The organism is Alicyclobacillus vulcanalis (assembly GCF_900156755.1).
Lineage (GTDB): Bacteria > Bacillota > Bacilli > Alicyclobacillales > Alicyclobacillaceae > Alicyclobacillus > Alicyclobacillus vulcanalis.
Map to the genome: position 1 here is coordinate 1 of NZ_FTOO01000001.1, position 23,060 is coordinate 23,060.

The 23,060-nt window shown below is 62.9% G+C and carries 22 protein-coding genes, 1 pseudogene, 1 CRISPR repeat array and 2 riboswitches; of the genes and pseudogenes, 19 read left to right on the forward strand and 4 right to left on the reverse strand.

What is annotated here, in order from left to right:
* The 5 genes from BW934_RS00005 to thiC all read left to right on the forward strand — a co-directional run.
* On the forward strand, positions 1-1,285 hold a 1,285-nt coding region (locus tag BW934_RS00005), incomplete at its 5' end, for an ISLre2 family transposase (protein ID WP_084182358.1).
* Between the two features lie 137 nt (positions 1,286-1,422).
* Positions 1,423-2,235: a Dam family site-specific DNA-(adenine-N6)-methyltransferase gene (locus BW934_RS00010; RefSeq protein WP_076343862.1), complete on the forward strand. Its 813-nt coding sequence runs from the start codon at positions 1,423-1,425 to the stop codon at positions 2,233-2,235.
* Positions 2,236-2,329: 94 nt separating this feature from the next.
* The gene (locus BW934_RS00015; protein ID WP_076343865.1) at positions 2,330-3,121 is read left to right on the forward strand and encodes a COG4705 family protein; all 792 of its coding nucleotides are present in this window, start codon (positions 2,330-2,332) and stop codon (positions 3,119-3,121) included.
* 78 nt (positions 3,122-3,199) lie between these two features.
* Positions 3,200-3,302: riboswitch (purine riboswitch) on the forward strand.
* 159 nt (positions 3,303-3,461) lie between these two features.
* The gene (locus BW934_RS00020; protein ID WP_076343867.1) at positions 3,462-4,931 is read left to right on the forward strand and encodes a purine-cytosine permease family protein; all 1,470 of its coding nucleotides are present in this window, start codon (positions 3,462-3,464) and stop codon (positions 4,929-4,931) included.
* Between the two features lie 143 nt (positions 4,932-5,074).
* Positions 5,075-5,185: riboswitch (TPP riboswitch) on the forward strand.
* A gap of 163 nt (positions 5,186-5,348) precedes the next feature.
* Positions 5,349-7,070: a phosphomethylpyrimidine synthase ThiC gene (gene thiC, locus BW934_RS00025; protein WP_076343869.1), complete on the forward strand. Its 1,722-nt coding sequence runs from the start codon at positions 5,349-5,351 to the stop codon at positions 7,068-7,070.
* A gap of 341 nt (positions 7,071-7,411) precedes the next feature.
* A CRISPR array of direct repeats spans positions 7,412-8,102; the repeat unit is 37 nt; unit sequence GCTTCAATAGGGCCGCCGACGATCTCGGCGGAATCAC.
* A gap of 445 nt (positions 8,103-8,547) precedes the next feature.
* On the opposite strand, the gene BW934_RS14940 is transcribed toward thiC, so the two are convergent.
* Complete coding sequence (locus BW934_RS14940; RefSeq protein ID WP_159437289.1) at positions 8,548-8,685, reverse strand: hypothetical protein; 138 nt, start codon at positions 8,683-8,685, stop codon at positions 8,548-8,550.
* Positions 8,686-9,201: 516 nt separating this feature from the next.
* Between BW934_RS14940 and cas4 the strand changes: the two genes are divergently transcribed.
* Positions 9,202-9,654 (forward strand): CRISPR-associated protein Cas4, encoded by a 453-nt coding sequence (cas4, locus tag BW934_RS00030; protein WP_268756980.1) that lies wholly within the window; start codon positions 9,202-9,204, stop codon positions 9,652-9,654.
* Positions 9,648-10,379, forward strand: a pseudogene (gene cas1, locus BW934_RS15130) (CRISPR-associated endonuclease Cas1); the annotation flags it as partial. The gene cas4 and the pseudogene cas1, both read left to right, overlap by 7 nt.
* 26 nt (positions 10,380-10,405) lie before the next feature.
* On the opposite strand, the gene BW934_RS15135 reads toward cas1, so the two are convergent.
* A complete protein-coding gene (locus BW934_RS15135; RefSeq protein ID WP_234969418.1) occupies positions 10,406-11,191 on the reverse strand; it encodes a sulfite exporter TauE/SafE family protein in 786 nt (261 codons plus the stop codon).
* Positions 11,192-11,393: 202 nt separating this feature from the next.
* On the opposite strand from BW934_RS15135, the gene BW934_RS00045 reads away from it, so the two are divergent.
* The 6 genes from BW934_RS00045 (at position 11,394) to BW934_RS00070 (ending at position 15,286) form a co-directional block, all read left to right on the forward strand.
* Positions 11,394-11,702, forward strand: coding sequence for a rhodanese-like domain-containing protein (locus BW934_RS00045; RefSeq protein WP_076343871.1), 309 nt, complete (start codon positions 11,394-11,396; stop codon positions 11,700-11,702).
* Positions 11,703-11,765: 63 nt separating this feature from the next.
* Entirely contained in the window at positions 11,766-12,161 is a 396-nt protein-coding gene (locus BW934_RS00050; RefSeq protein WP_076343873.1) for a DsrE/DsrF/DrsH-like family protein, read from the forward strand.
* 170 nt (positions 12,162-12,331) lie between these two features.
* Positions 12,332-12,937, forward strand: coding sequence for a sulfurtransferase TusA family protein (locus BW934_RS00055; protein WP_076343875.1), 606 nt, complete (start codon positions 12,332-12,334; stop codon positions 12,935-12,937).
* Positions 12,937-14,073, forward strand: coding sequence for an MBL fold metallo-hydrolase (locus tag BW934_RS00060; protein ID WP_200805698.1), 1,137 nt, complete (start codon positions 12,937-12,939; stop codon positions 14,071-14,073). The genes BW934_RS00055 and BW934_RS00060 overlap by 1 nt, the downstream gene beginning before the upstream one ends.
* 99 nt (positions 14,074-14,172) lie before the next feature.
* Positions 14,173-14,973, forward strand: a complete 801-nt coding sequence (locus BW934_RS00065; protein WP_076343877.1) for a sulfite exporter TauE/SafE family protein — start codon at positions 14,173-14,175, stop codon at positions 14,971-14,973.
* 52 nt (positions 14,974-15,025) lie between these two features.
* Complete coding sequence (locus BW934_RS00070) at positions 15,026-15,286, forward strand: metal-sensitive transcriptional regulator (RefSeq protein WP_008339346.1); 261 nt, start codon at positions 15,026-15,028, stop codon at positions 15,284-15,286.
* Here the strand turns inward: BW934_RS00070 and BW934_RS00075 are convergent.
* Entirely contained in the window at positions 15,270-16,088 is an 819-nt protein-coding gene (locus tag BW934_RS00075; RefSeq protein ID WP_076343879.1) for an acyl-CoA thioesterase, read from the reverse strand. The genes BW934_RS00070 and BW934_RS00075 overlap by 17 nt on opposite strands.
* A gap of 421 nt (positions 16,089-16,509) precedes the next feature.
* Between BW934_RS00075 and csb2 the strand changes: the two genes are divergently transcribed.
* From csb2 to BW934_RS00105, 6 genes are all read left to right on the forward strand, one after another.
* Positions 16,510-18,051 (forward strand): type I-G CRISPR-associated protein Csb2, encoded by a 1,542-nt coding sequence (csb2, locus tag BW934_RS00080; protein WP_076343881.1) that lies wholly within the window; start codon positions 16,510-16,512, stop codon positions 18,049-18,051.
* Positions 18,052-18,160: 109 nt separating this feature from the next.
* A complete protein-coding gene (locus tag BW934_RS00085) occupies positions 18,161-19,555 on the forward strand; it encodes a hypothetical protein (RefSeq protein WP_076343883.1) in 1,395 nt (464 codons plus the stop codon).
* Positions 19,556-19,734: 179 nt separating this feature from the next.
* Positions 19,735-19,932 (forward strand): hypothetical protein, encoded by a 198-nt coding sequence (locus BW934_RS00090; protein ID WP_076343885.1) that lies wholly within the window; start codon positions 19,735-19,737, stop codon positions 19,930-19,932.
* A 253-nt stretch (positions 19,933-20,185) separates the two neighbouring features.
* Complete coding sequence (locus tag BW934_RS00095; RefSeq protein WP_076344621.1) at positions 20,186-20,719, forward strand: RNA polymerase sigma factor; 534 nt, start codon at positions 20,186-20,188, stop codon at positions 20,717-20,719.
* Positions 20,719-21,228: an anti-sigma factor family protein gene (locus BW934_RS00100; protein ID WP_076343887.1), complete on the forward strand. Its 510-nt coding sequence runs from the start codon at positions 20,719-20,721 to the stop codon at positions 21,226-21,228. Before BW934_RS00095 ends, BW934_RS00100 begins: the two co-directional genes overlap by 1 nt.
* Positions 21,225-22,079, forward strand: coding sequence for a DUF8173 domain-containing protein (locus BW934_RS00105; protein WP_076344623.1), 855 nt, complete (start codon positions 21,225-21,227; stop codon positions 22,077-22,079). Before BW934_RS00100 ends, BW934_RS00105 begins: the two co-directional genes overlap by 4 nt.
* Before the next feature lie 222 nt (positions 22,080-22,301).
* On the opposite strand, the gene BW934_RS00110 is transcribed toward BW934_RS00105, so the two are convergent.
* Positions 22,302-22,940, reverse strand: coding sequence for an undecaprenyl-diphosphatase (locus BW934_RS00110; protein WP_076343889.1), 639 nt, complete (start codon positions 22,938-22,940; stop codon positions 22,302-22,304).
* Positions 22,941-23,060: the final 120 nt, after the last annotated feature.

Genomic DNA, 23,060 nt, shown 5'->3' on the forward strand with positions numbered 1-23,060 from the left:
CCGGAAGCTGCAGGAGGAGCGAGACAAGACGCGATGGGCGCTCATCCACCGGAAGCCTCGCACGTTGGTCACCACTGTAGGCGAGATCACGATTTTGCGGCGGTACTACCGGGATAAGCAGACGGGCGAGCGCCGGTTTCTCTTGGACGACGCGCTGGGGTTGGAGCCCCATCGGCGGCTATCTCCTCAGCTACGGTCGCAAGCGATTGCATTGGCCATGGAGATGTCGTACCGTCGGGCGGCGAGCCTGTTGCAAGCGTGGGTGCCGGAAGTGAGCGCGATGGCGATTTGGGAAGAGGTGCAGCGGCTGGGCGAGGAGGAGCGTGCGAAGGCAGAACGGGCACGCGAGGAGGTATTTGGGCAAGGCATACCGACGCCCGGCAAGCGGGCGGTGGAGACCTTGCACGTGGAAGCGGATGGCGTGTATGTGCGGAGGAGGCGCAGAGGCGGCGAGGACAAGGCTCACCTGGAAGTGAAGTTGGCCGTGGCGTATGAAGGCAAGGAAGCGCAAGGGTCTAACAGGCGGAGGGCGCTGGTGGGGCGGCACGTGGTGGCTGGCACGGAGGAAGGCGAAAGCTTCTGGGAGCAAGCAGTGACGGAATTTGGGCGCGTATGGGACTGGAGCAGCGTGAGGCGCTGCTGGCTGGGGACGGATGGCGCGGCATGGGCGAAGCAAGGAATGTGTATGCTGCCGGGGGCGAGACATCGACTGGACCCGTTTCATCTGCGGCAGGCCCTGGTGAGGGCGCTAGGGCGAGAGACGAAGGTCTACCGGAAGGTGTGGGAGGCCTTGAGCGCAGAAGATGGGCCGCGGGTGGAAGCGCTGCTGACGGCCGCGGCGAAACGGAGTCAAGGGACGAAGAAGAAACAGATCGAGCAGTTGAAAGGGTACCTGAAGAACCATTGGGACGGGATCGTGAGCAGTGACGCAGCGGTAAGCCTGGGTGCGATCGAGGGACAAGTGTTTCACCACGTGGCGCGGCGCATGAAGCGGCATGGAGCGCGATGGAGCGAGCGAGGTGCGGACGCGCTTGTGCGACTGATGGCGGCACGCGCCAACGGGGAACCTGTGATGAAGGCAAGTGAGAAGAGGGAGCCACATCTTGCAACGCGAGGGATGGCCCAAGAGGCGGTCGTGACGGACGCGGAGATGACGCGCAAAGTCGAGGCAGCGGCGTCGTGGCTGGAAGCTCATATGCCTGCACTGGCCGGGCCGCATGCGAGCCGGCCATGGGTGAAGTACGTGCTTCGTGAGCTGGCGCGGCTTCCGCACACCATTGCGTGACGGCTTGGCGCAGTGAGGTCCCCTACGACAACTTGACACGCACCCCGCTTCCTCTTGCGGTAGACGGCGGATCCGACTCTGTTTAGAATGAGGAGGAGAAAAGCCGCGTCGCGCGGCTGCAAGAGGAGGCGGCGCCGATGAAACCCTTTCTGAAGTGGGCAGGAGGGAAGTACAGGCTTCTGCCGTACATTCAGGGTTCGCTGCCTCAGGGGAAGCGGCTCATCGAGCCGTTTGTCGGCTCGGGCGCTGTCTTCTTGAACACGAATTACGACGCCTATGTGCTGTCGGATATCAATGCGGACGTGATCGCCCTGTACCGTACGCTGACCCTGCACGGCGAGGCGTTTATCGCGGAATGCCGGCGACTGTTTATTCCGGAGAACAACACGGCCGAGGCGTATTACGCGCTGCGGGACGAGTTCAACGCCACGTGTGAACCGGTGAGGCGCGCGGCGCTCTTTGTCTACCTGAATCGACACGGGTATAACGGCCTGTGCCGCTACAACGCGGACGGGCGGTTCAACGTTCCCTTTGGCCGGTACAAGCGGCCCTATTTTCCCGAGCGGGAGATGAGGTATTTTTACGAAAAGGCGCGGCGCGCCGAGTTCCTCTGTCTCGACTTTCGCGAGGTCATGCGCATGGCGGAGCCAGGCGACGTCGTGTATTGCGATCCGCCCTACGTCCCGCTGTCCAAGACGGCCAACTTCCGCCAGTATGCGGCGCTCGGCTTTGGCGAGGCGGAACAGCGCGATCTCGCCCGCATCGCGGAGGAGCTCGCGGAGCGCGGCATCCCCGTGCTTGTCTCCAACCACCTCACGCCGTTCACGGTCCGCGAGTACCAGAGGGCCACGTGCCAGCCGCTTCAGGTGCGGCGCGCCATCAGCTGTGTCGGCGCCAGGCGCGGCTACGCACCCGAGGTGCTCGCGCTCTTCACGCCGACGTCCCGATGAACCCCTCGTGCGCAGAAGGCGTCCATGACCTTGGGACGTCAAACGGCGCCCTTCGGTCTGTACGCCCATTTCGGTCTGCAATGGAGGGATCGGCATGTCGACGGCGCGCGTGAGCACGAGGCGCGTACGCCCTTTGGTCAGCAAAGTGCCGGAGATCACCGTATGGTTTTGGATTGTAAAGCTGTTCACGACGGCGATGGGGGAAGCGACCTCCGACTTTTTGGTCCTGCACTTCAACAAATACCTGGCGGTCCTCGTCACCGCGGTCGTCTTTTTGGTTTCCTTTGTCATCCAGTATCGCGCTAAACGGTATGTGCCCTACATCTATTGGACGTTCGTCACCATGGTCGCCGTGTTTGGCACGATGGTCGCCGACGCCATTCACATCGTGCTCGGTGTGCCCTACTGGGCGTCGACGACGGCGTTTGCGATCTTGCTCGCGGCTGTGTTCATCTCGTGGTACCGCGTGGAGCACACGCTCGACATTCACAGCATCGTGACGAAACGGCGCGAGTTGTTCTACTGGGCGGCCGTCCTGGCCACCTTTGCCATGGGCACCGCCTGCGGCGACATGACCGCCACCACGCTCCACCTCGGCTACTTCGCATCGGGCATCTTGTTTGTCGTGTTGTTCGGGGCGCCGTTTGTCCTCAAGCGCTGGGGCGCCATGAATGAGATTTTCGCGTTTTGGTTTTCCTATGTCATGACGAGGCCGCTCGGCGCATCGTTCGCAGATTGGCTGGGCGTCGAGAAAGCTTACGGAGGTCTGGGCTTGGGACGGGGCGCAGTCGCGCTCTCCACGGCGCTGTGCATCGTGGTGCTCGTGAGCTATCTGACGATCACGTCGAAAGACCGCCCGCACGAGAGGCTCGTGTCGAATTTGTAACAAGTGCATAAACGTGACCGTTTCGGCGCCCGTGTGAGATAACTTCCATTGCTTCGCGCATCGCTGCTCGGTACACTAGGCGTGTGAACAAAAAGGCCTCGTATAATGCCGGGAATACGGCTCGGCAGTCTCTACCAAGCGACCGAGAATCGCTTGCGCTACGAGGCCGTTGTCATAGAGCGGTGCTGCGCCAAACGCAGCGTGCGTCGCTTCAAGCGGCGCGCGGGCGGGGGCGTGTGACCATCTCTCCGTCAACGGCCTCATGGCGAGACGAACCGACGGGTTCGGTCGCCCGAGGTCTTTTGTTGTTTGGATTGCTCAAAGAGGGGGAGTTCGGCTCATGGCCACCGCGGACGATTTTCGTCAAACGTCGCAGGTCGACGAGGCGTTTCGGCTGGAAACCGAGGGAAACGGCATTATCGCTGAACATCATCGGCATGGAATGCCACGCGAGTTGTTTTACGTTTGGTTTGCCGCCGTGTTGACGTTCACCGGTGTGGTGACCGGGCAGTTGTTCACGGGCGTGTTTGGGTTGAATGTGTGGGAGAGCCTTGTCATCGTCCTCCTCTGCTCGCTTTCGTTTGCGGCGCTCGGGTTGTATGTGGCCACCGGGCCGCGCGCGGGAACCGTCACCCTGACCATTTCTCGCGCCGCATTCGGGGTCCACGGCGGAAAAATTCCGGCGTTCTTCAGCTGGTTCACCGCTGTCGGCTGGGAGAGCGTGACCATGGTGCTCACCGTCTGGGCGATGTTGAGCCTTGCGCAGTACGTCGGACTCCCGTCGACAGGCGTCGGACCGACGCTCATCGCGCTCGTCCTCACGCTGTTTTTGACGTACCTGGTCCCGATTTTGGGCCACGCGACGCTCGTCGTCATTCAACGCGTGCTCGCGGTCATTCTCGCGGCCTGCACCGTGCTCGTGCTCTTCGCCGTTTTGCCGCACGTCAAGTGGGGCTTCAATCCACCTGCGAGCGCGCTTGCGGCACACGGCGTGTTCCCGACGTTTTTGCTCGCCCTTTCCGTCGGGCTGGCGAGCACGTTTTACGGGTGGGCCAACTTTGCGGCGGATTACTCTCGCTATTTGCCGAAAGACACGAAGACCAGTCGCATGGTCTGGGCCACCTTTTTGGGCGGCGGTCTGGCCAACTTCATCATGATGGGGCTTGGCGTCGTGCTCGGCACGGTCATCAGCTCGAAGGCCTTCTCGCAAAATCCCGTGATGGCCATCGCCAAGGCGATTCCAGAGTGGGCGGCCATCCCGTTCCTGATTGTCGTCGTGTTCGGCGACATTTGCGCGAACTACCTCAATGCCTACAGCTCCGGCATGAGCTTCCTGTCCATGGGCATTCGGCTGAAGCGACACTTCGCCGTTGCGCTCGACGGCGCCATCTGCACAGCCATCGGCTTTTACGCGCTGTTTTTCTCCAATAACTTCGTCGACTTCTTCGAGAACTTTCTCGACCTGATGATCACCGTCATGGGGCCTTGGGCGGCCATCTACATCGTCCATCACTTCGTGGTGCGCGGCCGGTACGCCGCGACCGATCTCGTCGAGACCTCGCCGGCATCGGTCTACTGGTACAACGGGGGCTTCAACTGGCGCGCGATCATCGCCTTTGTGCTGGGGGCCGTTGCGACGTTCCTGTCGGTGAACAGCGCACTCTGGCAGAGCCCGCTCACCAATGCCTGGTTCGGCGGTGCGGACGTCTCGGCCTACGCAGCGCCGATTGTGACGGGCATCATTTATCTGCTGATTTCGCCGAGGCGCGAGGGCGCCGATACGCGGAAGGTCGAAGCGAAGGCTTCTTAATCAAATGCAGAATGACAAGGGCCGGGCGACATTCGCGCGGCCCTTGAGTTTGGCCACCGCTTGACCCACGATGTTTGCAGCGCGCCGCGGTTTGGCATACATCTTGCCCCGCTGGAATAGACGTCTTATGATTGACCTTGAAATCTGCACACGCGGGAGCTCGGTGTGACCGGGCTGAGAGGGTGGCTGAGGAGCTGCCGACCGTTGAACCTGATCTGGGTAATGCCAGCGTAGGAACGTGTTCATCTGTGCAGACGTACACGCCACGAGTGGTTGGCAAGCCATGAATGTGCCGAAGGGTGTGAATGCTTCGGCAGAGGTTTGCAATCGGCTCTTGCGGCGCGATCTCGTCCACTTCACAGGTCAGGCCAATGAGGCGCCCCAATCCGCCCCTCCCGTCCAAGGAGGGTTTGCGAGATGAGTCAAGGTTTTGCCCCGTATTTTCCTGCGAGCCAGAAGGTGTATGTCCTCGGATCGAGGCCAGATCTGCGCGTTCCCATGCGCGAGGTCCAACTGGACGACACCTCCACGCCCAAAGGGCGCGTTCCCAACGCCCCTCTTCGAGTGTACGATACGAGTGGCCCCTACACGGATCCAAACGTGCACATCGACGTGCGGCGGGGCTTGCCACCCCTGCGTGCGCCGTGGATCGAGGAGCGCGGGGATTCCGAATGGAAGGAACCCGTTCGGCCGCACGATGTGGACGAAAGCCTCATTCCATTTCAGCGTACCGCGCGGCGCGCGAAGCCCGGGCGGATCGTCACGCAGATGCACTACGCCAAGCGCGGCATCGTGACGCCAGAGATGGAGTTTGTCGCGCTGCGCGAGGGCATGGATCCGGAGTTTGTCCGCCAAGAGGTGGCCCGCGGCCGCGCCATCATCCCCGCGAACATCAACCACCCAGAGCTCGAACCGATGATCATCGGCCGTAAGTTTCACGTCAAGGTCAACGCCAACATCGGCAACTCCATCGTGTCGTCCTCGCTGGAGGAAGAGGTCGAGAAGATGCGCTGGGCCATTCTCTGGGGCGCGGATACCGTGATGGACTTGTCGACCGGAAAGAACATTCATGAGACGCGCGAGTGGATTGTGCGAAACTCGCCGGTTCCTATCGGCACCGTGCCGATTTATCAGGCGCTTGAGAAGGTGGGCGGGAGCATTCCCGACCTGTCGTGGGAGGTGTACCGCGACACGCTCATCGAACAGGCAGAGCAGGGCGTCGACTATTTCACCATTCACGCCGGCGTCCTCCTTCGCTACATTCCCCTGACGGTCAACCGCGTCACAGGGATCGTGTCGCGCGGCGGTTCCATCATGGCTGCGTGGTGCCTTGCGCATCACCGCGAAAACTTTCTCTACACGCACTTCGACGAGATTTGCGAGATCCTCGCTGCCTACGACGTCTCGATCTCGTTGGGCGACGGCCTGCGGCCGGGATCGATCGCAGACGCAAATGACGAGGCGCAATTCGCCGAGTTGGAGACGCTCGGCGAACTGACCCAGCGCGCCTGGGCGCACGACGTTCAGGTGATGATCGAAGGACCCGGGCACATCCCGATGCATCTTATTGAGGAAAATGTCGTGCGCGAGCGCGAGGTATGCCACGACGCGCCCTTCTACACACTCGGCCCCATCGTGACGGACATTGCGCCGGGCTACGATCACCTCACGTCCGCCATTGGCGCCGCGATGATCGCGTGGCACGGCACCGCGATGCTGTGCTACGTCACACCGAAAGAGCACCTGGGCCTGCCGAACCGGGACGACGTGAAGGAGGGCGTGATCGCGTATAAAATCGCCGCCCACGCTGCGGATGTGGCAAAAGGGCATCCGCGCGCACAGCAGTGGGACGATGCGCTGTCGAAGGCGCGGTTCGAGTTTCGTTGGCGCGACCAATTCCATCTCGCGCTCGATCCCGTCCGCGCGGAGAGCTATCACGACGAGACGCTACCCGCCGAGCCCGCCAAGACGGCGCACTTCTGCTCCATGTGCGGTCCGAAGTTCTGCAGCATGCGGATCACGCAGGACCTGAGCGCCTATGCGGAAGCACACGGTTTGGCGCTCGAAGAAGCCATTGAGGAGGGCATGCGGGAGAAAGCAGAAGCCTTTCGCGCCGGCGGGGGAGACGTGTATCGCTAAAGCGTCTCAGGGGCGCATGGAAGGGTGTTATATGGCTGTTATATGGCCGCCCGGTGATGGGCGGCCTTTTTGCGCTCACGCGGGGGCCGAGGAGGCCGAGAGGCTAGGGTTGTGCAACTTTGTTGGCGGTCGTCATCGGCGTTGCGGGGGACGTGGTGAGCTGGCGCAGGGGACGTCATCGACATGGGCGCCGAAGTGGGGTGCCGGGGATTCGGGCGGGATCGGCCGGGACCGGCCGGAAGACGCACAGCGCGCGGGACATGGGTTTGCGGGTCGAATAGGGCCGCCGCTCTCGGCGGAGTCACAGTGATCTGCGTCACCAGTGTGAAGGGCGGCGTGGGGCTTCAATAGGGCCGCCGACGATCTCGGCGGAATCACGGCGCCCCCTGCTAGGCTGGTCCGCCCCCCAGCCGGGCTTCAATAGGGCCGCCGACGATCCCGGCGGAATCACCGAAGCGTGGCAGGCGCAGGCCTCCGACAGGCTGACGCTTCAATAGGGCCGCCGACGATCTCGGCGGAACACGAACCAGGGCACGACCCCGCGCCGGTAGCTTCAATAGGGCAGCCGACGATCTCGGCGGAATCACATCACCGCATTTGAAGATAGTGCAAACACCTTGTTGGCTTCAATAGGGCCGCCGACGATCTCGGCGGAATCACGCTGCTAGGGCTCATCACGCGCGCAGCGTGGTGGTCCCGCTTCAATAGGGCCGCCGACGATCTCGGCGGAATCACTACCGGGAAGTATAAACCTTCTTTGCTTGATGAACTGCTTCAATAGGGCCGCCGACGATCTCGGCGGAATCACGCTCGATCGACTACGGTTCGGTCTTTTCGGGCATCGGTGCTTCAATAGGGCCGCCGACGATCTCGGCGGAATCACTTAATTCCTTTGAGAAGATATACCGGGTTGAGTATTTGGGGCTTCAATAGGGCCGCCGACGATCTCGGCGGAATCACTGGATGTCCTGGAGTCCTACCCAGAGGACCCAGAAGCTTCAATAGGGCCGCCGACGATCTCGGCGGAATCACGGCAACCTTCTCAGGCCAGTCGTGACGCGGGAAGCCAGGCGAAAAACGCGAACCTCATTCTGTAGCGCCCTTGTGCAGCATCTTTCACGTCCATAGGATACCTCCCGAACCGGAAAAAGTCCAGATCTGGCGCGGAATTTTCGCGATGCGCGAACCCCCCGGGCTGAAGACGGCGATGGAGGTTCGCGCGGTGACATGACCAAATACCTGGCTGCTACCTCCCGCGAGGCCGGAACCGCACAACAACGCGCCTTCTATGTGAGTTGTCATCTGTGATAATCGGATACACACGAATTGCCCGCCTCTTTCCATGCCGATCACTCGCACCCACCACCTCCTAGCGTCCCATTCGCGCACATGATCCTTTCAGCCTGGCGCCATGCCTGTCGCGTTTCACCACCCGCTCGGCCTGTGGCCATCCTCAGGAACTGGCGTTCCACCAACTCTACGCCGTGCCCGCCGCGCATCCCGATCCGTTCGGCCTGCAGCTGATTCCCGGGCACTGGAAATCCACCAGCCCCACGCCGTGCCCGCCGCGGCGCTGCGGGTCCGACACGAGGTGCCTCGGCCCATAGAACAGCACCTTGGGCGCTCCTAGGGTGCACAAAGCGAAAGCACGTCGCGTGCGCACTGAGCGCCTCGCATCCGCAAACACGCCTCGAGTGCTGTCATGTGCGTTGCGTGTACCAGGGCGTCTCGGCTGCACAAGTGTCTCGTGTTCGTCGCCGCCCGCGCCTACACACCTCGATGGTTCTCTCAAGTATACTTTTTCTTCATTTGGTTCACGCTAAATCTATCCACGCTCTTCGCTTCACTTCATCGCCTCAGCTGCGCGTTCGAAGAGGTGCGAGGTTTTCCCGACGGCGATGGCGCGATCTCGACGGTTGACAGTTCTTGTATCACATGGGGGTGTTTCGCATGGATGACGATTGGCTCGTGCCCATTTCGGCTCTGCAACATTACGCCTATTGTCCCCGCCAGTGTGCACTCATTCACGTGGAGCAGACGTTTCTCGAAAACGACCTCACCATGAATGGTCGACTGCACCATACCCATGGATCACGTGCTTTCCTCCCGCGGCCACAAGGTCGTCACAGGGATGCGCGTCTGGTCCGAACGACTCGGGATCGTCGGCCGCTGTGATGCTGTCGAGTTTCACGGCTCAACGCCCTATCCCATCGAATTCAAACACGGGAAATCGCGGCGCAGCCGTTCTCAGGAGATTCAGTTATGCGCTCAAGCCCTATGCCTTGAAGACATGTTCGAAACTCCCGTCCCAGAGGGCGCCATTTTCCACATCCACAGCCATCGCCGATCGCGCGTATCCATCGAACAAACTCTGCGCGATGAGACCCAGCGGCTCATCGAACGCGTTCGTGCCATGTTCATGGCACAGGACGTGCCACCGCCCGTCGCGGATCGCAGGTGCGAACGGTGTTCGCTGCAGCCAGCCTGTCTTCCCACGTGGTCAAAGCAGCCGCTCCACACAGCGTTTTGGCGCCTCGTCGCGATCGACGTCGAAGGTGAGGAGTCATGCCGCCCGTCATGCTAAAGACCTTGTTTGTGCAGCGCGATGGCGCCATCGTGCGCATTCAGCAAGACACGGTGCTCGTGACTGTCGACGATGAAAAGGTGCTGCGCGTTCCCTTTCATATGATTGAGTCCATCGTCGGGATCGGGCGCGTGTCCTTTACCAGTCCCCTGCTTGAGCGCTGCGCGGCTGAGGGACGGTCCGTCGTGCGAATGACGCGAAGCGGCCGCTTTCTCTACCGCCTGGAGGGACCGCTGTCCGGCAACGTGCTTCTTCGTACGGCGCAACACGAAGCGTCGCGATCGCCTGAGACCACTGTGCAAATCATGCGCGCCATCGTCGCTGGGAAAGTCTATAATCAGCGAAAGATCCTTCTCAAGGCTTCGCGCGATCTCGCCGAAGGCGAAGACCGCCAGCGGGTTCGCGCGGTTTGCGACGATCTCGCCCGATACCTGCGCCGACTGCCCCACGCGCAACAGGCGGACGAAATTCGCGGAATTGAAGGCACGAGTGCCCGCCGCTATTTTGGTGCCCTGCGGTCCCTGTTGGCGCCAGGGATACGCGAATTGCTCGATTTCGAGGGTCGAAACCGCCGTCCGCCGCGCGATCCGGTCAACGTTGTCCTTTCCTTCCTTTACGCGCTGTTCACCCGCGATGCGGAGAGCGCGCTCTTGGCCACAGGGCTCGATCCGCAGGTCGGATTCCTCCACACGCTGCGACCTGGCCGCCCATCGCTTGCCCTCGATCTCGTCGAAGAGGTCCGCCCGCAGCTTCATCCGCCCAAGACCGTCACCCAAATCCGCACGCACGTCGCTGCAATGAGCGCGGCCAAGAGCCAGCGCAACCAGCGCGCATCGATACGCCGCCCAATTTTGGCGCCGAGAGGCGCGCCGACGGCGCTCGCCCATGCCAAGACGAGCGCAGGTCCCCACATCACCTCGTGCGCCGCCCACTTGCCGACAAAGCCACCGAGCGACGCCACAAACGTGATCGCGATGGACGACGCGATGGCCACGCGCGTCGGAATCCGGAGAATACTCAGGAGAATGGGCATCAGCAGGAACGCGCCTGCGGATCCCACGACGCCCGAGAAGAGGCCTACGAGTGCGCCGAGCGCGATGGCGACGGGGCGGGAATAGGTCACTTCCGCGACGTCGCCGCGCAGTTCGTCGGTGGCCGTCGGCCGAAGCATGAGGACGGTGGCCGCCGTCGCGAGCATCGCATACACGAGGTTCACCACGCGCTCCGAGTAGAAGTGAGCCATGTACGCCCCGGCGAAGCTCCCTGCGAGCATGGCGACGCCCATGTCGAGGATGAGCTGCCGGTGGAGATATCCCGACTTTCGATAGGCCCAGACGGCCGCCAGCGATGCGCAAAGCACCTGAACCGAGCTGATGCCCGCCACCTGGTGTGCTGTAAAAGCGCCAAGGCCCAGGAGCGGCGGAAGGTAGAGGAGCAGCGGATACTTGACGATCGCGCCGCCCACGCCGACCATGCCTGCGAGTACGGAGCCCGTGAAGCCGATGGCCAGAAGGGCTAAAAACATTTCCCAACCCACGCGCGTCACCCTCTTCTTGTCCTGTGGATGATACAAGCTATGCGGACGGACGCGGAAATATACCTAAGGGGGTATGTTGACAAACGCGCAGCTCGGGCCGTATACTATACCCCGTACCGTACAAGACCAATGGCGCTCGGGCGCCGAGGAAACTGGATGCAGTCGAAAAGGAAGCGTACGATAGGACGAGGGGGTGACAGGCATGAGCCAAGTGCGAGGCATGCTTTCTCAAGATTTGGAGGAACGTCTGAAGCGCGGAGAATCGCTGCAGATTATTGACGTACGCGAGCCGCAGGAGGTCGCCTCGGGCATGATCCCGGGTGCGAAAAACATTCCGCTTGGGCAGTTGCCGGAGCGCTACCGCGAAATTGACCCAAACCGCGAGACCGTGATGGTCTGCCGGAGCGGAGCGCGCAGTGAACGCGCCTGCCAATTCCTCTTGTCCCAGGGTTACACGCAGGTATGGAACCTGATGGGCGGCATGCTGGGTTGGCGCGGCCCGACGGCGTGACGCGCCGCGCGCCAGTCCCTTCATGATGTTGAACACCATGGATTCAGTTCAAGGAGGAACAACATGTCGAAGAAAGTCGCGATCATCGCATCGAACGGCGGCCTCGAAACGGCCTACAAGGTGCTGAACATTGCCATGGCGGGCGTCGCCACGGACGCCGAGGTCTCCATCTTCTTCACCTTTGAAGGTCTGAACATCATCCACAAGCAGTCGGCGCAATTGCTCAAGTTCAAGCCCGAAAATGAGCCGTTCGCGGAAAACTTCAAGAAGCACAACGTCCCTTCCATCCAGGATATGCTGCAGATGGCCAAGGAGAGCGGCGTGCGCTTGATCGCTTGTCAGATGACGGTCGATGTCATGGGGCTCAAGCCGGAGGACTTCATCGACGGCGTCGAGTTCGCCGGAGCCGTCAACTTCCTCGACTTCGCATACGATGCGGACGTGACGGTCACGTTCTGAGTGGACGTGCGGCGCACACTCAGTTTCTCGATCTCGGATCCGAGTGGTGCCCGCGCTGTGGCGCGGGTGCCATCGATATCCGGGCGTCGCTGGTTTTCGAATCGGCCGCCAAGCCCGTGAGGGCGAGCGTCATCATAGAGATCCGACACTGCTAGGAGGTTGAGCAACGCATGAATTCCACTGGACAGACGCAGGCGCATCAGGTCGACAAGCTCATCGACTGCAAAGGACTCTCATGCCCGATGCCGATGGTGCGCACGAAAAAGGCCATCGACGAGATGGAGCCCGGTCAGGTGCTCGAGGTCCTCGCGACCGATCCGGGTTCTGTGGCCGACATCCGCAGCTGGGCGACGCGCACGGGCCATCAGTACCTCGGGACGGTGGAAAAGGACGGCGTCTTTCGCCATTACATCCGCAAGGCGGCGCCGGAAGAAGCAAAGCCCGAGAAGAAGTATCCGCACGTCGCTTCAAATGATGAACTGGCCGAGCGCTTGGCGAAGGGCGACGCGGTCGTGATCGATGTGCGCGAACCCATGGAGTACGCGTTTGGCCACATTCCTGGCGCCGTGCTCGTGCCGCTGGGCACGCTTGAGTCTCGAATCGAAGAGCTCAAGACGTACGCGGACAAGGATGTCTACGTCGTGTGCCGCACGGGCAACCGAAGCGATATGGCTTGCCAGATTCTCGCCGATCACGGCTTCACGCGGGTGAAAAACGTCGTTCCCGGCATGTCCGAGTGGAACGGGCCGACCGAGCAATCGGAGGTGGAAGAGTGATGGAACTGACCCTTTGTGCCTGGACGCCCGCCGAGGTGTATCAGCGCATCGAGCGGCGCGAACCGTTCTTTCTCCTCGACGTGCGCAACGAGGACGCGTTTGCGAAATGGCGCATTGAAGGCGAGGGCATTGAAGCGCTGAACGTGCCGTACTTCGATTTGTTGGACGGCGTGGAGGAACTTGTGCCCCAATTGCCGAAGGATCGCGACATTCTGGTCGTGTGCGCGAAGGAAGGCTCGTCCAAGTTTGTCGCCGAAGAGCTCGTGAAAGCAGGCCTGAACCGTGTGGCCTATCTCCAAGGGGGCATGCGGGCATGGAGCGAGTACTTGCATCCAGTGAAAGTCGGCGACGTGGCCGGGGGCGCGTTGTATCAGTTCTTGCGCGTCGGTAAGGGATGCCTGTCGTACGCCGTCGTTTCGAACGGAGAGATGGCCGTGATCGATCCGGCCCGGTTTACCGACGTCTATCTGAACTTCGCGCGGGAGCAGGGCGCCAAGGTGCGGGCCGTGATCGACACACACCTGCACGCGGATCACATCTCGGGCGGACGCGCGTTGGCGGAGGCGGCGGGCGCGACGTACTACCTGCCACCGGACGATGCCACCGAAGTGACCTTTGCGTACGAGCCACTTCGCGATGGCGACGAGATCCGGATTGGCGAGAGCCGCATTGCGATTCGCGCGCTGCATTCGCCGGGCCACACGCCGGGGAGCACGTCGCTCGTGGTGGACGGCCGGTACCTGTTGAGCGGAGACATCCTGTTTGTGGGATCCATCGGCCGCCCGGACCTGGCGGGGCGCGCTAAGGAATTTGCGCCGGACTTGCGCCGGACGCTGTACGAGACGTATCGCAAGCTTCCGGATGACCTGTTGGTGCTGCCTGCGCACTACGCGTGGTCCTCAGAGGTGAACGAGGCGGGATGCGTGTGCGCTCGGTTGGCGGAGTTGTATGCGAAGAACCCTGGTCTGCGGATCGAGGACGAGGACGCGTTCCTGGCGACGGTGACCGAAAACCTGCCGCCGCAGCCGAATGCGTACCAACAAATCCGGATGACGAATATGGGGAAGCTGGCGCCGAACGCGGACGAGGCGAGCGAGATGGAGATTGGGCCTAACCGCTGCGCGGTGCACGGCTGATTGAACACCGCTCGTACCTTTTTTGATGCCCGGATCAATACCCTTGCTGGTATAGGTATTTGATCTGGGCGGAAAACTTCGCTTTAAGGGGGAAGCTCGATGGTCGCGCTGAGTGGCCTTCAGATTGTGCTTGCCATCGCATGCGGCGGGGTCGTCGGGTTCACGCTGGGCCTCATCGGCGGCGGAGGCTCCATTCTCGCAGTCCCCCTGCTCCTGTACGTCGTGGGCATTCACAACGCCCACATCGTCATCGGCACGACTGCGCTTGCGGTGGCGGTGAACGCGTGGATCAACCTGATCCCGCACTGGCGGCACGGCCACGTGCGATGGAAGCCCGCCATTTTCTTCGCCATCCCAGGCGCCATCGGAGCGGTGGTCGGATCGATTTTTGGCAAGATGTTCGACGGAAAAGCGCTCTTGTTCTTGTTCGCCCTGCTGATTCTCGCCATTGCCGTTCGCACGCTCCTGCAGGCGAGGCGGGGCCGCGGCGCGCCGCCGTCTCAGGTCCCGCAGGGAACACTTCGCTGGGGGCGGGTGCTCGGGACCGGCGGCGGAACGGGGCTGTTGTCCGGGTTCTTTGGCATCGGCGGAGGATTTCTGATTGTGCCTGGACTCATGTTTGCGACGGGCATGGAGATGATCGACGCCATCGGCAGCTCACTCGTGTCCGTCGGCCTTTTCGGCGTGACGACGGCCATCTCCTATGCGGTTTCGGGGCTCGTCGCTTGGAATGTGTTTTTCTTGTACGTGCTCGGCGGGATCGCAGGGGGGTTCTTGGGTGCCATCGTGTCCTCGAAGCTGCAGGCGCGCAAATCGCTCCTGCAGACGATCTTTGGTACTATCCTCGTGCTTGTTGCACTTTACATGTTGTACGATAACATCAGTATCCTGATCCACTGAGGGCGGCTGGCGAAGCCGCCCATCCAATCGGCGCTGACAAGGTGGGATTCGCATGGAATACAACGATCAGATGAAGAATCGCCTGAAGCGCATCGAGGGGCAGGTGCGCGGCGTGATCGGCATGATGGAGCAGGGCAAGAGCTGCAAGGAGGTCGTGAATCAGCTCACGGCCATCCGCACGGCGGTCGATCGCGTCATCATGTACGTCGTCGGCGAGAATATGGAACAGTGCATCCGCGAGGAGCTGGCTGGCAAGGGCTCCGCGGAGCACGTGATCCAGGAGGCCATCGAGCTGCTCATGAAGAGCCGCTGACGGGCGCCTTCATGTACACGAGCTGCGTGGTTGTCGCCAAAAGGACGCCGTCCTGCGACCAGACTTCGCCGATTTGGTCGAAGTACCCCTGGTGAAAGCGGGTGGCGCGCGCGACGCCGAGCAGCTCGTTTGTGCCCAGGCGGGCGATGGTGTTCGGATCGGCGAGAAAGTACACCGAGAAGGTGACCGTTCCGATGGGGACGGGCCGTTTCAACTTGACATAGACGCGAGGCACGAACGTGTCGCAGAGCGCGGCAAGCGCGGCGTGATCGAGCGGGCGCAGCGGCTCGTCCCGCATCCACTGGTACGTGGTGGCGTCCTCGACGTCGTCAAACGCGGAACCGCGAATGAGGCGGACGTGGTACCACTGCATCCACGGGAGGGGCGTGGGGGCCTGAAAGCGCGGCACGGCACCGGGCGGCGGTACAACGGGCATTTGCGCCTCCGTATGCGACCACGATTCGCGGCGGACACCGAAGACGGCCGTGGCGGTGGTGACGATCTCGCCGTCCTGGATCATGGACAGGGTGAAGTGTTGCGTGGAGCGGTTCGTCCGCACGGGAACGGCGTCAATCTCAAATGGGGCCACCCGCGCAGGCGCCGCAAAGTTCACCGTGAGCGCAAGGGGCTCGCCGAGTCGGCGGGGATGAAGCTCGGCGGCTCGAAGCATGGTGGCCGCGGTGATCCCGCCAAAGGGGCCCACCATGTTGTAGTACTCGGGCTTGACCTCTCCGTGAAATCGCTCTCCGTCGAAGACAAGCCGCGTTGCGTCGTCAAATGGATGGACTTCGGAGAAAGACATGGTGCCCTCCTTCGCCAACTGTGTGGCTTACGATTCGCATGTGAAATAGAATATCAAATCTTAAAAGGCCGTCCAAGAACCAGGCAGACGCCCGGATGCGCTGGCGTCGTGGGCCTGGCGCATGAGAGCGGTTGGCTTGAAAGAGCTGAAAATGTCCCAAGGTGGCGAGTTGAAGACCTTGACGCCCAATCCCAGGAAGACTACGATGGGGGCGTTGGACTGTCCATTCCCATGAGCGCCACAGGCTGTGGCCTTCGCCGTCCAATGGCACGCTTGAGGGTGTCGTTCCAGTGCATACGCCAAGCGCCAAACCCCATGAAGGTTTCTGAGAATTGGGAAAGGAATGGAAGTCGCCGCCCTGTTCAGAGGGCGTTCCGCGCCATCCCCATGCGCGAATTCCAGCAGAGAGGGAAGTGGCACCGTGATCGGCATCGCGTTCCGTTTCGCCCCAGGCGCGCATCCTGTGCCTTTCCATGCACCTGTGGATTCCGAGATTGAATGGCCTCCTTCGCCGTGGCGGCTGTTGCGCGCGTTGGCCGCCACCGCCGTCCGCTCGCGGCTTCATGTCGAAGATGCGAGCGGCGCCCTGCCAGCAATGCTGGAAGCGCTATCGCTCGAGCCGCCCCATTACACGCTGCCGGCTGCCCAGTTGTTTCCTTCGGCGGGCGCCGAAGGCTCCGGTGCCCTTCTCGTGCTGAACCGGCCGAGCGTCATGCACGTATGCTGGCCCCACGTATCCCTTCGCCCGGATGAGCTCCGCTGTCTGATGCAACTTGCCGCCGAACTGCCCGGCGCATGGTCGGCGTCCGATTGGTTGAGCTGCGAGGTGGTGCACGAAGCGCCAACTCGCGTGGACGCAGTGCCGATGACCGCGATGGGGACAGGCGCCGTGGAGTCCGGCACACCGCTTCAGGGCCGCGGCGAGCGCGTGATTTGGAGATGTCCCTTGCCTTCGCACGTCTGGGCGGACACGCGGGGCGACGATGCCCTTTCCGATGCCGGTGGCGCCAATCTGCTTCAGGCGCTCATCGACGAGGGGGGCGCGTGGGCTTCGCGCGCGGTGCACGGCGTGGCGTACGCCGTCCGCGTCGAGCATTCGCGCGCATCGCGCAAATCCCGCCGTCCGTACCGCCTGTTCGCGTCAAGAGACCGCATCAACGCCGCCCGTTACGTGATATCGCCGCCATCCAGGCCGCGCATCACGGATGCGCTCGACATCTCGGAGGTCTTTCACCAGTCCATTTTGAGCCGGTACGATGACCGGCAGGAGCCCGCGCCGCTCATCATCACGGGGCACGAGCCGAACGTGCCCGGCGCGGTGAGTCGGCGCGGTCACCAACACGTCTTCGTTTTGCCCGAGGACACGGATCAAGACGGCCTCTTGGATCACGTGCTCATCTACGCGCAGGAGCCGTTTCCTGAGGGCGTGATCGCCGCGCTGGCGCGCATTCGCACGCTCGTCACCCCGGACTGGTGGCCGGGGCAAAAGCGGAGGTGGCGCGTCGCGCTGGAAGACCTGTGGAGCGTGCCCGCGCGCGATGCAGGCGCGTCGCCGATGCCCGAGGACATCCTCGTCGGGCCCGCGCGTATCTTCGTCTCCATCACGCCGTACTTGCACCCGTGGCACGCCAAGCAGGGCGGCGCGAAGTTCGGGCCCGTCGAGCAGATTCGCAAGGAGTTGCGGCTTCGCGGTCTCCCCGAGCCCGTGGCGATCACGCCGCTTTCCGCGGCGCATGTGGCGGGGCAGTTGGTGCCCGCCCACAAGTTCCGCAGGCTGCGTTACGGCAAGCGCCAGAACATTCCGGGCAGGTGGGGGTCCTTCTGGCGCCTCGAGTTTTCTGAACCGGTCTATGGTCCCATCGCCCTTGGCGCAAACTGTCACTTTGGCATGGGCTTGTTTGCCGCCGAGGCGGACGGGGCGGATCGCGCCTATTCCGAAGCAGAGGACGCCGAGATGACGTGACGCCACCTGCATGGTGTGGCTGAATCCTCCATAAGTTCCTGCAACCTGCGTCCCCGGCGTCACATAGCCGCCTCTCCCTCCGGGAACACGAGGGAGAGGAGGTGATTGCATGTTGACCAGGTGGATGCGCCTGCTTGCAATCACGGGCATCGGAATGGGCGCCGCGGCGGCTTCCTTGGCTCCGGCCGCCGTTCGCGCGGGCGACCGGCCGCGGCTTCGCGCCAGCGCAAGTGCCGCTCCGGTCGCCTGGTCGTCACCGTCTGCGGCGCCGACGGTCTATGGACTTCGCCGGTTTCCGTACCCATATCGGGCGATGCTGGCCCTGTCTTCGGACGCAGACAGCCAGACGCTTCGCAAGTTCAACCTCGTTCACCGCTTCATCAATACGACGGAGCCCACGCCGCTCGGCCAAGGACTCGGCCTCGACTATGCGGACTCGTTTTTCGTGTACACGGCGAACGACCAGCGACACATCGTCGACGAGGTGGGCAACGTGCCGCTCCAGCGTGAGCTGTCGTACTTTCGCGGCACGAGCCAGACGCCCTACGGCGCCGAGGCCATTCACGCGTACATTCGCGACGGATGGATCGATACGATTCACACGTACGGGGATTTCAGCCAGGTCAACCAGCACACCACCCGCTTTCGGCGCGATCTCGCCGTGAAAGCCGTCGCGGCACTGAAGGCCCATGGCGACCGGGTGGACGTGTGGACGGATCACGGCAACCAGTCGAACGTCGACAACTTCGGCGCGCGGGGGCGCGGGCGGTTCTACGCGTATCAGCAGGGAGACCTGCCGGGATCGCCCTACTACCACACAGACTTGACGATTCCGTATGGCGTGCGGTTTGTGTGGCCGGACATCTCGAGCAACGTCTTTGCCCGAGCCTCCGTCGTCTTTCCCTTGCGCCTGTCCGACGGCCGGCGCGTGTGGGGATTTTGGCGGTACACCAACGAACGTTACACACCGCAGGGCGCCGTCGTCTGGAATTGGACGCCGTACGGGCTCGGAGAACAGCTCTCGGAGGCCCACTTGCATCGGCTGGAGGCCATGGGCGGCTTCGCCGTCGTCGCTCAACACCTGTGTGGCACGCCGTATCCCGGCGTCCTGCCTCAAGACGCTGTCGCGGCCCTCAAGCGGCTTGCCCGCCACGAACAAAGCGGCGCGCTGCTCGTCACGCGCACCAGCCGCCTGCTTCACTACAATGTTGCGCGGGACCACCTGCGCTACGACGTGACGCACGCCTTTGGCCGCACCTACATCCATATCCGCGCCATCGACGATCCCGTCTTTGGGCGGCACACCCCGACGCTCGACGAAATCCGGGGCATCACGTTTTACACCGACAACCCGCGTAAAACCGTCCTCGAACTGGGGGACCAGCCCATCGCCGCGGCGATGGTCGTGCACCATCCATCCGATGGACAGCATCCCTCCATCGGCGTCCGCTGGTATCCGCGCGACACGGCCGATCACGCCGTGGACGTGCCGGGTGTCTCTTAACAGGCTTGCCATCAGCGTTCCGCCCATGCGCATCGGCCCCTCGGGTCGCGCCTCGGGCATGCGCAAATGAACTTTCCACCCATCCGCCCGACCCGGGACACGCGCCGCGCCGAGAAGGTCGGCGGCCCAGTATCCTGTAGTATCCCGCGAATACTCAGGGTCGAAAGGGAGGATGTGTCATGATGAAGCCATGCCCGCCGATTGTTTGTCCGCCGATCTACGAGTACCACGATTGCTACGTGTGCCGGGAGGTTCCTGTCATCCAACCGGTGGTGCGGGTGAACCGCCAGTTCGTCGTCAACGTGCCGCGCTACGTCGTGCAACCGGAGACCAAGAATGTGACGGTCGATCCCGGCTGCCCGGGCGGCAATCCCTAATTCGCGCGAAGCAAAGGGCACATGGGTGCCAACGTCGGCTGTTCCGCTACGCGGAGCGGCCGATTTTTGCTTTCCAGCTTCTTGTACGCCGCATCACCGGTTACAATGGAGGCGAGAGGCTTCGCGGTGAATCTCGGTTCGGTCCGTGAACTTGACGCCCGCGCAGGCGGTCTATCGTGCGGATCGCTCTGGTTTGTCCGTGGCGCGCCATGAAGGAGGCGAACGGACGCTCGCCGACGGAGGTGATGCCCGTTTGGAGCAAGCGGACCTCGAACTGATACGCCGAGCGCGGCACGGCGATCCGCAGGCGATTGAAACCATCGTGCGCAATTATCAGTCCTTTGTATATCGAACCGCTTATGGCATCCTGCAGAACGCCGCGGACGCTGAAGATGCGACACAAGAAGCGTTCATTCGCGCATTTCGGTCGCTCGGACGTCTTCGCGAGGACCGCACGTTCCCGACGTGGCTCGCGCGCATCGCGGTTCGCATCTCGCTCGACATGGTCCAGGCGAAGGCGCGCCGCGCGCAGGATCCCACCGAGGAGATCCACGGCTCCGTCGCCGGCGGAGAGGACGCCGCCTCTCTGCGGATCGATCTCGAGCGCGCACTGGCCAAGCTCAGCCCTGAGCACCGCACCGTGATTGTGTTGCGGGCGTTTCACGGGCTTGAGTACGACGAGATCGCCGAAGTGCTCGACATTCCCATCGGCACGGTGCGATCTCGTCTGCACCACGCGCGCATGCAGCTGCGCATGTATCTCGGCGGCGAGAGGGGTGATAGCTGATGCAATCCTGTGAAGTCGTGGAGCCCATGTTGACCGCGTACCTGGATGGCGAGCTCGCGCAGGACGAAAAGGCCCGCGTGGAGGCACATCTTGCCGCGTGCACGCACTGCAGCCGCCTGGTCGAAGCCATGCACCAAGATGAGCGCGCCCTCGCATCGTTGGCGCACATGCTCGCGGCGCCCGCCGACATGCCGATGCGCGTGTTGGCTGCCCTCGGCCTGTCGCGCCAAGAGGTGCAATCGCGGCGGCTCGCGTACGTCTATTTCGCGAGCCTGGCGGTCGGCGTGGCGCTCGTCCTTGCCGCCTTCAGCCTGCCCGTCGCATCGGCCGCGGCCATTGTGCTCCACTTTGCGCTCGCGGTGGTGCGCGCGCTGTTTGTGCTGCCATGGTCCGTCCACGCCGAGTGGCTGGTGGTGCTGGGCGTGCTGAGTCTCGTCATCCTCGTCGTTTCCCTCACCTGTCTGCGCCGGGCCCTCCATTGGACGAGAAGCGGGGTCGTGTGGCGATGAGGCGCGTGAGGATCTCCGTGGCCGTGATCGCCGCCTTGGTCGCGCTTTCCCTGGCGGCTCCCGCTGTCGCACAGGCGTCTGCCGTGTCGAACCAGGGACTCATTCGCACCGGCGCCACCGACGTCTTGCCCGGCCAGTCCGTTGGGGACATCATCGTCGTCGGTCACGACCTGACGATCGGCGGCACGGCCGATCACGTCCTTGTCGTCAATGGCAACGTGGATCTCCTGCCGAGCGCGCGGGTGGATACCGTGATCGATCTCGGCGGCGAGGTCCGCACCTTGCCCGGCGCGACGGTGCACAAGCTCCTGCACGCGACGCTCGGCAACCCGTTTTGGAGCGGTGCCATCGTCGCCGGGCTTGGCGCGTTGCTCATGTGGATGGGGATGCTCGCCGCGGGCATCGTCCTCACGGCGATCTTGACCGTCATTGCCGCGGCACTGCGGGAGAGCATCGAGGTGCCGCTCGCCGAACTGGAGAAGTCGGCGCGGCGCGCCGGATTGAGCGGGGTGTTTGTGACCCTCGCCGTGCTCGCGCTGTCTGGCCTTCTCGCGGCCACCCTCGTCGGCATTCCCGTGGCGGTCGTGTGTCTCGCGCTCTACGCGGTCGGCGCCATCGTCGGGCTTTCCGTCGTGTCGGTCTGGCTCGGGCGCATGATTGCAGGGCGCGATCGCGTCAGGGATGTGTGGAAGGCGGCGCTCGCCGGCGTGAGCTTCATTGTGGCGTTTTCGAGTATCCCCATCATTGGGCAGATTCTGTTTCTGGTTCTCTGGCTGGCCGGGGTCGGTGTCACGGCCGAATGGCTCTGGCGATGGCGGCATCGCCGGAAAGCGAGCGGCGCGCGGACCTGAACGCCGTGGGAAGACAAGGGCTGTCCTTTCGCTCGTGTGCCACACGGGTGGAGGGCAGCCCTTTCGTGTGGGCGTGTGTGGCGGGCTTGCGAAAAGAGCGGGGGCTATCCGCGAAGACGGGGGCGACCCTCGAAGCGCATGTCGCGCTTGAGGCTGCCCCCGTCTGCGATGGGACCGTCGGAGATGGGATGACGCGCGCGGCGGGAGGCCGATTCCCTGCGGTCAGCCCCGCGAGGCGCGCTTTGTGCGGGCCGACTCTTCCGCGGTTCGGCCGTAGCCGAACGGCTTGGCGACCATGCGCGTCAGAGGCAGGATGCGCGATGCGAGCGGGCGCACCGCCGCGCTTGCCACAAGGCCCACGGCCATCCCGCCCAGGACGTCCGTCGGGTAGTGCACACCGACGAACACCCGCGCGATCATGACAACGACGGCGATCACCGTGAACGGCACCGATATCCACTTGGGCGTCCGCCCCCACGAACCCCCTGCGAAGCCCCACGATCCCGCGCTGTGATCGCTCGGGAACGAGGCGTCGGCGGGGTGCGGAATCAGCTGGGTGTACGAGCCCTTGGGGAACACGACAAATGGACGCGGCCGAAACCAAATGAAGTGGGAAATGATCACGTTCAGGACGAGCGCCAGAATGCTGGAGAAGCCCGCGACCGCGAGCTGGTTTCGGCTCTGGAGATCGTGCTTCGGCAAGGCGAACCAGTAGGCGATAAACAGCGCCGCGTACAGCTCGAGCGCATCCTTGGCAAAGAAGATCATGATGTCGTCGAGCAGCTTGCTCTTGCCTGCCAAACCGTTCACCAGGTGGTAGACGTGCACATCAAACGGGTTCAATAGCGCCGCGTGAATCACGCGATCACTCCTTTCCATGACCGTAGGCATGGACCGGCGATGCGCGGGAAGAGTTCACGCCTGGGCGAGATCGACCGAAAAATCCTATTGCGGCAACCAAATCGTTTTAGTAATTTGGTG

What these genes read in the sequence shown, in the direction of transcription:
- BW934_RS00010 (WP_076343862.1), top strand. Translation starts at nt 1,423, where the DNA reads ATGAAACCCTTTCTGAAGTGGGCAGGAGGGAAGTACAGGCTTCTGCCG.
- BW934_RS00015 (WP_076343865.1), top strand. Translation starts at nt 2,330, where the DNA reads ATGTCGACGGCGCGCGTGAGCACGAGGCGCGTACGCCCTTTGGTCAGC.
- BW934_RS00020 (WP_076343867.1), top strand. Translation starts at nt 3,462, where the DNA reads ATGGCCACCGCGGACGATTTTCGTCAAACGTCGCAGGTCGACGAGGCG.
- thiC (WP_076343869.1), top strand. Translation starts at nt 5,349, where the DNA reads ATGAGTCAAGGTTTTGCCCCGTATTTTCCTGCGAGCCAGAAGGTGTAT.
- cas4 (WP_268756980.1), top strand. Translation starts at nt 9,202, where the DNA reads ATGCGCGTCTGGTCCGAACGACTCGGGATCGTCGGCCGCTGTGATGCT.
- BW934_RS00045 (WP_076343871.1), top strand. Translation starts at nt 11,394, where the DNA reads ATGAGCCAAGTGCGAGGCATGCTTTCTCAAGATTTGGAGGAACGTCTG.
- BW934_RS00050 (WP_076343873.1), top strand. Translation starts at nt 11,766, where the DNA reads ATGTCGAAGAAAGTCGCGATCATCGCATCGAACGGCGGCCTCGAAACG.
- BW934_RS00055 (WP_076343875.1), top strand. Translation starts at nt 12,332, where the DNA reads ATGAATTCCACTGGACAGACGCAGGCGCATCAGGTCGACAAGCTCATC.
- BW934_RS00060 (WP_200805698.1), top strand. Translation starts at nt 12,937, where the DNA reads ATGGAACTGACCCTTTGTGCCTGGACGCCCGCCGAGGTGTATCAGCGC.
- BW934_RS00065 (WP_076343877.1), top strand. Translation starts at nt 14,173, where the DNA reads ATGGTCGCGCTGAGTGGCCTTCAGATTGTGCTTGCCATCGCATGCGGC.
- BW934_RS00070 (WP_008339346.1), top strand. Translation starts at nt 15,026, where the DNA reads ATGGAATACAACGATCAGATGAAGAATCGCCTGAAGCGCATCGAGGGG.
- BW934_RS00075 (WP_076343879.1), bottom strand. Translation starts at nt 16,088, where the DNA reads ATGTCTTTCTCCGAAGTCCATCCATTTGACGACGCAACGCGGCTTGTC.
- BW934_RS00085 (WP_076343883.1), top strand. Translation starts at nt 18,161, where the DNA reads ATGTTGACCAGGTGGATGCGCCTGCTTGCAATCACGGGCATCGGAATG.
- BW934_RS00090 (WP_076343885.1), top strand. Translation starts at nt 19,735, where the DNA reads ATGATGAAGCCATGCCCGCCGATTGTTTGTCCGCCGATCTACGAGTAC.
- BW934_RS00100 (WP_076343887.1), top strand. Translation starts at nt 20,719, where the DNA reads ATGCAATCCTGTGAAGTCGTGGAGCCCATGTTGACCGCGTACCTGGAT.
- BW934_RS00105 (WP_076344623.1), top strand. Translation starts at nt 21,225, where the DNA reads ATGAGGCGCGTGAGGATCTCCGTGGCCGTGATCGCCGCCTTGGTCGCG.